Source organism: Photobacterium sp. OFAV2-7, from assembly GCF_022347985.1.
Lineage (GTDB): Bacteria > Pseudomonadota > Gammaproteobacteria > Enterobacterales > Vibrionaceae > Photobacterium.
The window spans coordinates 1-8,004 of sequence record NZ_JAKRFQ010000134.1 but is presented as its reverse complement, the minus strand read 5'-3'; the positions used below and the strand labels follow the sequence as shown (position 1 = coordinate 8,004).

At 47.9% G+C, this 8,004-nt stretch carries 5 protein-coding genes; 1 reads left to right on the top strand and 4 read right to left on the bottom strand.

Annotated elements, in window-relative coordinates; all coding sequences use genetic code 11:
- The coding region (locus MHN01_RS09770) for a fatty acid cis/trans isomerase (protein WP_239411179.1) at positions 1 to 280 on the top strand (280 nt) is incomplete at its 5' end.
- A 76-nt stretch (positions 281 to 356) separates the two neighbouring features.
- Here the strand turns inward: MHN01_RS09770 and MHN01_RS09765 are convergent.
- From MHN01_RS09765 to MHN01_RS09750, 4 genes are all read right to left on the bottom strand, one after another.
- A complete protein-coding gene (locus MHN01_RS09765) occupies positions 357 to 4,076 on the bottom strand; it encodes a cellulose synthase subunit BcsC-related outer membrane protein (protein WP_239411178.1) in 3,720 nt (1,239 codons plus the stop codon).
- Positions 4,067 to 5,182 (bottom strand): cellulose synthase complex periplasmic endoglucanase BcsZ, encoded by a 1,116-nt coding sequence (gene bcsZ / locus MHN01_RS09760; protein WP_239411177.1) that lies wholly within the window; start codon positions 5,180 to 5,182, stop codon positions 4,067 to 4,069. Before bcsZ ends, MHN01_RS09765 begins: the two co-directional genes overlap by 10 nt.
- Positions 5,179 to 7,422, bottom strand: a complete 2,244-nt coding sequence (gene bcsB, locus MHN01_RS09755) for a cellulose biosynthesis cyclic di-GMP-binding regulatory protein BcsB (RefSeq protein ID WP_239411176.1) — start codon at positions 7,420 to 7,422, stop codon at positions 5,179 to 5,181. The genes bcsZ and bcsB overlap by 4 nt, the downstream gene beginning before the upstream one ends.
- Positions 7,419 to 8,004: PilZ domain-containing protein (locus MHN01_RS09750; protein ID WP_239411175.1), on the bottom strand; the 586-nt coding region annotated here is incomplete at its 5' end. The genes MHN01_RS09750 and bcsB, both read right to left, overlap by 4 nt.

Genomic DNA, 8,004 nt, shown 5'->3' with positions numbered 1-8,004 from the left:
CCGCCTGTATGAGCAAGACGACGTAACACTGGTATCTGGCCTGTTGGGTAGTTATCCCGGAGCCTTCTGGTATCTACAGGAGTCACAGCTTCCAGCACTTGCAGAGCAGATTAAAACAGTGAGTACAGAACAAGATTATCACGAACTACTCGGCAATTATGCTGTTCGCCGAACAAGTAAGGACTTCTGGTCTTTCAGTGACAAGCTGAATCAGATATATCGAGATAGTTATCCGATTGAGGCCGGGCTGCTGGACTATAATCGCCTGGAAAATCGATAACCGGAACACGCCCTAACAAAGCCTGCTTCGCGCAGGCTTTTTTCTTAATTGACATATACCAAGCTCAACCAGCTGTTTAATAATAATCCGCGTAGAGAGCTACCGGCTCAGGTGGCGTCTTTATCGGTTGCCAGCCTTCATTAAAGGTATATTTCACATACAGCTGAAAATGATTCGGCTCATAGAACTCCGAACGCTCCGCATCCATCAGCGCCCCGACATACCATTTTGAGCTTACCCGTTTTTCTGCCGCCAACCGAAGGGAATAACCAAAATCCCCACCTCTTTCTTTACTACCGTCAAACCCGTACGGCGCATCGAGTTCACTCCAGGAATGTGATACCGAGGCATAAGCAGAATAGGCCCAGGTATTTTGATAGCGGCCGTAGTAGCTGACCGGTAGCGAAAGCGAGAAATATGACTGGGGACTATAATATCCGCCATGCCCTACGGCAAACTCACCCAAGTTTTTATCATAACTCATGTAAAACGCACTGATACCGGCACTCAAACGCTTATCTTCCTCGGCGATTAGCTTGCGGTAGCCGCCCCCCATCAATGCAAAGCGGGTATTGTCTACGGTATTTTTTCCATCCAGGTAGTGGAACTGCGCACTCGACCAATAACCATACGGTCCGCCGTCATCCCATGACAGGCCAAGGTTGATACCCGTTTTTAACACCCCTCCCCACTCCTGCTCAGTTGGCGTCGTCGGGGGTACGGCCGCTTTTATGCCCGAATAAGACACGGTTGTACTGGTTTCAGGGCGGCGTGACAAAGCAGCCCGAAAAGTAAACTGGTCGATGTCAAATACCTTCTCGACCCCACCAACTACGCCGGTATTGAGGAAACTCAGAGGCGTAGTTCCGATATCGATCCGCCAGTCTTTGGCTTCCCAACCAATCCCGATGGCTGCGCCGCTCTGCTTATCGTCAAAACTAACATCACTATCAAAAAAGGTTTGATCACCAGAATCTATCTCAACATAATCAACCTTAACGACCAAATGGCCATCATACTCAGAGAAGGGGATCTTGGCCTCCAAGGGCACATTGAGCTCATGATTCTCACCTTCGCGAAAGCCATAGTCGATCCCGAGCTTGATATAACCATCCTCCCTGGCTCTCAAGGTATCAATATCTGCCTTCACCCTACGCGTCAGCCAGTAGTCATCGGCTTCAAGATACATAGTTTCTAGTGTAAGCTCATGCTCATCCTTTTTGACAGGATGTTTCGCCTGCCTGTCGGCCAACAAAGTCTGGTACGCCAGCTTTTCGGCAGTTTCCCATTGCTGTTTTTCCATCGCAATGTTCAACGATTCCCACTTATCAATGACCGTCCCATCATTGCGTTCACTAAGCTTGGCCAGAATCAGAGTCGCATCCTGACTATTATCGGTCTCGTAAAGTACCTCAGCCAATTTAAGTTGCTGTGAATAAGAAAGAAGAGGCTGGCGCTGGATCAAGCGCTGCGTAACAAAGCTAAAGGTTTTTTCATCAGCCAGTTTATGACTGGTCCGAACAAGACGAAGTGCTATCTCATCTTGGCTGGCCACTTCAGAGTTAAGTAAAAACTGAAACGTCTGGTGTGCTTTATTGATGTTTCCTACGGCGTAATCGGCTTTGGCGCCGTATAATTCGTAGTTGGCCACAGTCTGATAGTATTTCGCCCTTAACTCTTGGTTAAATTTCCGGTCTTGTGCAGCTATGCGCCAGCTATCGAAGAGAAACCTGTCATCCAGGTCTACCACGGCTTCTCCGTAACGAATGAACATATTGTTATTCAAGGTTGAAAGCTCAGGGGCACCCAGAATTAAGCGAGCCTTGCCAAGGTCCCCCATTCGTATCCAGGCAAACGCCAGAGTTAACCGACTCTCTACCCGCTTGGGGCGAGGATAACTCTGCAGCAAGCTGGTCGCCTTGTCAGGATCTTGCTCATAAAGGGCAGTAGCCCGAGCAATCACTTGTTTGAGTCTCAGCCTTTCCAGAGTCAGCTGCATACTGACTGTTCGATTTTCGTCAGGTATAGACGAAACCGTAGCAATTGCGGCATCAAGCCGATCTTGCTGGGATAAATACAGGCCATAGGCATATACCATTTCCGGTTCAGGAGTGCTCGCAGCCCAGTTCGCCATCAGGCGATCAGCCTGCACTTGCTGATGATGCCCTACCAGCAAATCAGCCACTTCTTTTCTTAACCAGGGATCGCTCGGGTTAACTTCCACCAGCATATCGAGCGTTTGCTGTACTAGGTGCAGGCTTTTTTCGCTACTCGTATAGGCTTCAAGCCGCAAAGCCAATTGCTCTATCGTAAGCGCATTAATTTCCTTGCGTACCAGGGCTTGCTGCTCTGGGGTAAACGAACTCACTTGTTGTAATGCAATTTCGGGTTGCTGCTGAATCACATAGGTATCCAATAATCCTCTGAGTGCTGCAGCATTCAAGGGATCCTTTTGCTTTGCCTTCCGAAAACCGGCACTTGCCGCTAAATAGTCTCCCTCGGCAAGAGAAAGATTTGCCAGGCGGGTATAACTTTGTGGGTTGTCTGGCAAGAGGATCTGCGCTTTTGAATAGCATTCCCTACCTTGTTGAGTATCCCCCTCTTCAACCAACTGATCGCCACGATCAATATAGGTCCAGTACTGGGCCGTTCGAACAAGAGATTGGTATTTTGTGGCGTTATCAGGGTCATCATCAAAATATGCGGCCCGTTTGAAATACAACAATGCCTGCTCAGATTCCCCTATACGCAGATAATACTTCCCCATAGCCTCTAGTAACTGAGGATCATTTGGCCGGGTCGACATTGCATAGCTAAGTTGCTCGTAAGCTTCAGGAAGGGTGGAGGGGTCCTCCGTTTTCACCAAAGTGATTCCCTTTAGCTTGGCAAGATAGGTCGGATCTTTTAGCCATTCTTGCTCCTGTCTCCAGCGGGACTGAGCAGCAATATTTGCCTGTTGAATAGCAAAGTTGTAGGGGAAATAGCTGGCAAGAGTCGCATGCTGCTGAGCCCAGACTTCATCAACAGGCAGATCTGCAAGTGCCCTTAGCCATGTATCCGCGGCCTGTTCCCCGACATGTGGGTTTGCTGCCAACCTCTTAACAGTTGCCAGCATCCAGGGATTAGCAGAATCCCGCTTTCTGAGATGATTGGCAAGCCTGAGCTGTAAAACCGGTACATCCGGGTATCGGTAATTCATCTCCTCCAGCTGATCTTTGACCCGTTCCCAGTTGTTATCATCTTCACCAAGCAAGGAAAGATAATCTAGTCGAAGTTGATATGTTGGCATCCCATGCGGAAACAGAGCATCGTAACCGGAAATGGCTTCTTCTGTACGCCCCAGTTTTTCCAGCAACTGAAGTCGTTTGTACTCATTCCGCTTATGGGTATAAATGGATAAATATGACTCAAGTAACAACACCGAACTCGTTCCGGAATATTGCACTCGCAACAGGTTCAATATCAACTCAGCCTGCTTGATCTCATTCTTTCGCGCACTAAGGCGCGCACGTGCTGCTTGTCCTTGTATATCATTAGGTGAAACGGCCATGAGTCTCTCGAGAGCACTCTGGACAATGTCATCACGATTCATCAATTCTGCGGTAACAATCTGGCCATGAAGCCAATCTACTGAATCTATCGCCTGATGCTGGGGAACCTGGTGCAATAACGACGGCGACAGATTATAGACCTGCTCACGTTGCTCTGAACTCAGTGCCCAGGAAGAACCGGCGACAATGAGCCAACAGAGAGACAGACTTACTTTCGCTATCATGCGCACCGAAATCACTGACATTGCGTATCCCAAAAGGTAACCAAGCTGCCATCGCGTTCGAAGCGGTATAGGTTTTCAAACCATCCCTCACCAAAAAGCGCCAGAACGTTATCGTAGTAGTAATCTTTCTGCTCGCTAAGCAGCGTCTCCTTCACCGTCTGATACTGACTACTCGCAAGTTCACGTTCGCCAGATGCCACCAGCAACGGCAACATAGAAGCTGAAAAACCAGCCGACCCCTTGCCCCGATAAGATCCGTTACTCGTATCTACCGTTTGCGGCGGTAACCCTTTTCGTGTATTTGCCGAGACCATAGGCTTCATAACCTCGACAACCTGAGGCTTAAACGGATCATCATCGGCTAGCATACCTGCCCATAAATAAGTACGAATTGCGTTATAGCTCCCCTCCCCTTTAGTTTTTTTGTCTCGCGTATAGCCTTTATCTGAGTAAACAATCCAGTCAGGGCTAAAGCCTTTTGGCATCGATTCAACGATAAGCCGTTCACTTCCCTTTCTGAGTGACGACCAGTCTTGATGAGGAAAAGATGTCGCCATTTTTTCTATCAGTTGAATAGGCACATAGCTGGGGTTGAGGCGGTAAGTGCGGTCATCAATAACAAAACCTTTTGGAGCCGGGAGCAAGAAACGCTCACCTTGTTTCAGCATGACGGTCTCCTCGTGCAAGATCCTGCTGGCAAGGAAATAAGCGACACTCTGATAGTAATAGTTGCCCCACAACCGGCCTGCTTCATACAGGGTATAAGCTATCCACAAATCTGAATCCGCAGCTGAATTAGTATCAAGCACAGTAAAGGTCCCCTGTGCATCCTTTCCCCACAACCAGGAAGGAAGTTGAGCCGTCAAATCCCCCTTGGCCAAGTGTGTTTGCGTCCACCTGAAAAGTAACTCAAAGGTCTCAGGATCATTGGCAATCAACGAAAAAAACAATGCGTAGGATTGCCCTTCAGAAGTGGTGATCTGCCTCGGGTCTGATGCATCAAGCACACGGCCATCAGCAAGAATGTAGGTATTCTTGAACGTATCCCAGCGTTGCCAATTACATTGCTTGGCAACTACCTGAGTGCTGACCATAACGCAAATTAGCAGTGCAATTAGCTGTTTCATTGCTTACCTCCGTCAGCCAGTCTGTCGGCAGAAATTCGTCGCAATACACGCCAGAAGATTATGGTGAGCGAGACAATTAGGAATACAACGCACAGGGCAAGCAATACCGGATGGGAAGAGAAGTGGTACCAAACCAGATCCATTACAGGTAGCTGTCCCAGATAAAAACTCTTTCCGACCTCGAAACTCGCCACTTGCCCTTCCTGTATAGTGACAACCGAACCAAACATATGATCTAACTTGCCACTGTCATTCAGCGCATCACCAATTAGGGCAAAATCATTTGGTTGCGATGCCACTAGCGAGATAAGGCTACGCGTCTTGGTTAATGGTGACTCCATTGCAACCATGCTTGCAAATGCGCCTCGAGCTGTCACATCAACAGTCCCTAACACATTTGAATCATCGGGCTTGCTCTGCAACCAGCTCGCCCAACCCAGCTTGTTATTACTCGCGGGTAAGGCTAGTTTCCTGGTCATTTCCCCCAAAATCAGGTTGGCGCCTTCTTGAGAAACGTCATTGTCAGCCAGGGGCGATAGTCGCCCAATAGTCAGAATATCTTTGTCAATCAACTGTTCAGGATCCCAACGATCCAACATGGCTACCTTTATTGCCGGATACCCTGTTTTGGCTCCTATCGCCCCCATCGTATCGAGCATCAGCGCTACTTCAGGTGCTGGCGGATTTTGCTTCAAGACCACGACGGTTTCCGATAAGTCAGCCATTCTGGAATATGGAAACCCTGATTTTGCAAATGCTCGTAAATTGGGCATTTTTATGTAATGTGGAAAATCTGAGAAATCCAGCGTGGAGTCCGAGTCCATCACTGCGTAGTAACGGCTGGGTTGTGCCGACTGACAGTTTCCATCCGCTCCTGATATGAAGCTAAACTCAAACTGCATTGTATTACTGCTATCAATACGAAAAGCCGGGATACGAGAAGTGGAATTCGCACTGATTAGCGTATCGTCCAGTAACGGTATTCTGATCGGATTACTTGCGGCATGTTTGCCCGTGTCCGATAGATTGAACGCTTCGACAAACTGCCCGTTTACCGAAAAACTCATTCGCGATTCAGCACCCCCTAACGGCGGGGAATAACGGTAGGCCAACTCAAGCGGTATGCCTCTCGACTGCCAGGCAAACAGATCCGGTGGTAAGTGGAATTCCACATTAATAGGTGCACCACTCCGTCCTTCACGCTGTAGCTGATAAGGCCCCTCAACCAGCTCGGCAAAACTCACCGGCTTGTCTGTTCTCACCCAGTTTGGCGCATCATAGGGCTTGCGAGGCTTTAGCTCAGTAACATTATTGATTCGAGCTATAGGGCCAGAGAGCAAGCTGTCTCCAAGAACCAAACCACGTACAGCCGTATTCAAGTCAAGGCTGTCACGCCCCAGTACAAGCAATAACTTCCGATAGCGGTTGGTGGGATGTGTAATAAGTTGAAGCACAGGGCCGTTCACTTCTGGCAGGTCTTTGATAAATGAAGGGCGGTGCTGATTCGTTGCAAAGACTATCGCATTTTGTTGCTGAGGAAGGTCATCAAAGTAGACAGGAAAATTGACACCACGCCAGCTGGCCAGAGAGCCAAAGTAAGAAGCCATCACCCCTGCGGCGGTTAAGCCGTCAATGTCACGTTGAGGTGGAAAAACAAAAGGAAGCGTTAAATGCGAAAAGTCTCTTTGATCAAAAAATGGCGCTGGTAACAAAGCGAGATCCGTTGCCAAGACAACATTGTGGACTTGCAACTTGATGGTGCCTGCCTTACTGATTTCTGCCCATATACTCGGGCTATTCGGATCACGACAAGAACTGTTGATTGATCCTATAAGCTCAAAGCGTAACTGGTTAAAGTTACTAATAAACCTGGGATTTAACGGTATCGAGGCAGACACCCGTTGTCCCTGGTCACCCTCATTAATGGGAACTACCCCCATCAGCTCTTCATTCAAAAAGATTTTTAAATGGGAAACAGCGGACTGCAACGCCGGAGAGGGAATAAAACTAAACTCTAACACCGCCTTCGAGACGATTTCATCCAGCCGTGAACCAAAGCTTAGATAAGCAGTACTTTCGCTTCCGGACATATTGATTGAACCATTAATACCCAGTTGCGAAAAGCTAATATCCTTATTATTGATATCCGCAACAGGCTCAGACGACTGTACTAAAGTCGTAAAACAGAAGAGCTGTAAACCAACGAGGAGTGTTATTATTTTGATGGTTAGTCGCTTCATTTATCATCCCTCAACTGCACAAACCTTGGCCTAAATGACGACAGATAACTAAGTAAAGCCCCAATAAATGACTTAAAAGAGAGGTAGGTTCTATTTATGATCGACGGGCTATTTTCCAACAGCTTTTCATAACCTTTCACGCCTACCATCAGTACACTTTTGAAACTATTCATTGGTCTATCTGGTTGATATTGCTTTTTCCAAATCAGCCAGTTATCAGCACGGGCAAACGTGCACTGAACGAAATCTATTTCTCGTTTAGTTGTGAGAGGACTGAGCTTGAGGCCGACGCATTCTTCGTCTCGATAGATGACCATGCACTTAAACGTTATTTCCTCTGATGAACGGTGCAAGGTCACTTCTATTTCAGGCTGTCCGTCAAAAACTGAATTGTCCGCGGTTTTGACCCGTAGTCCTCCCAGGGAGAAATCGATCAAAGTCGCCGGAAACATATGGCCACTTTGGAGGCGAACCATTGCGGGAATTTCGACATCAATACGATGATTCCTCCGAACCTGCTTCTCTTCGGCCGCCACAGCAATAGCGCCTCCCAGAATAAACAAGTTATACAAGGTCCAGATG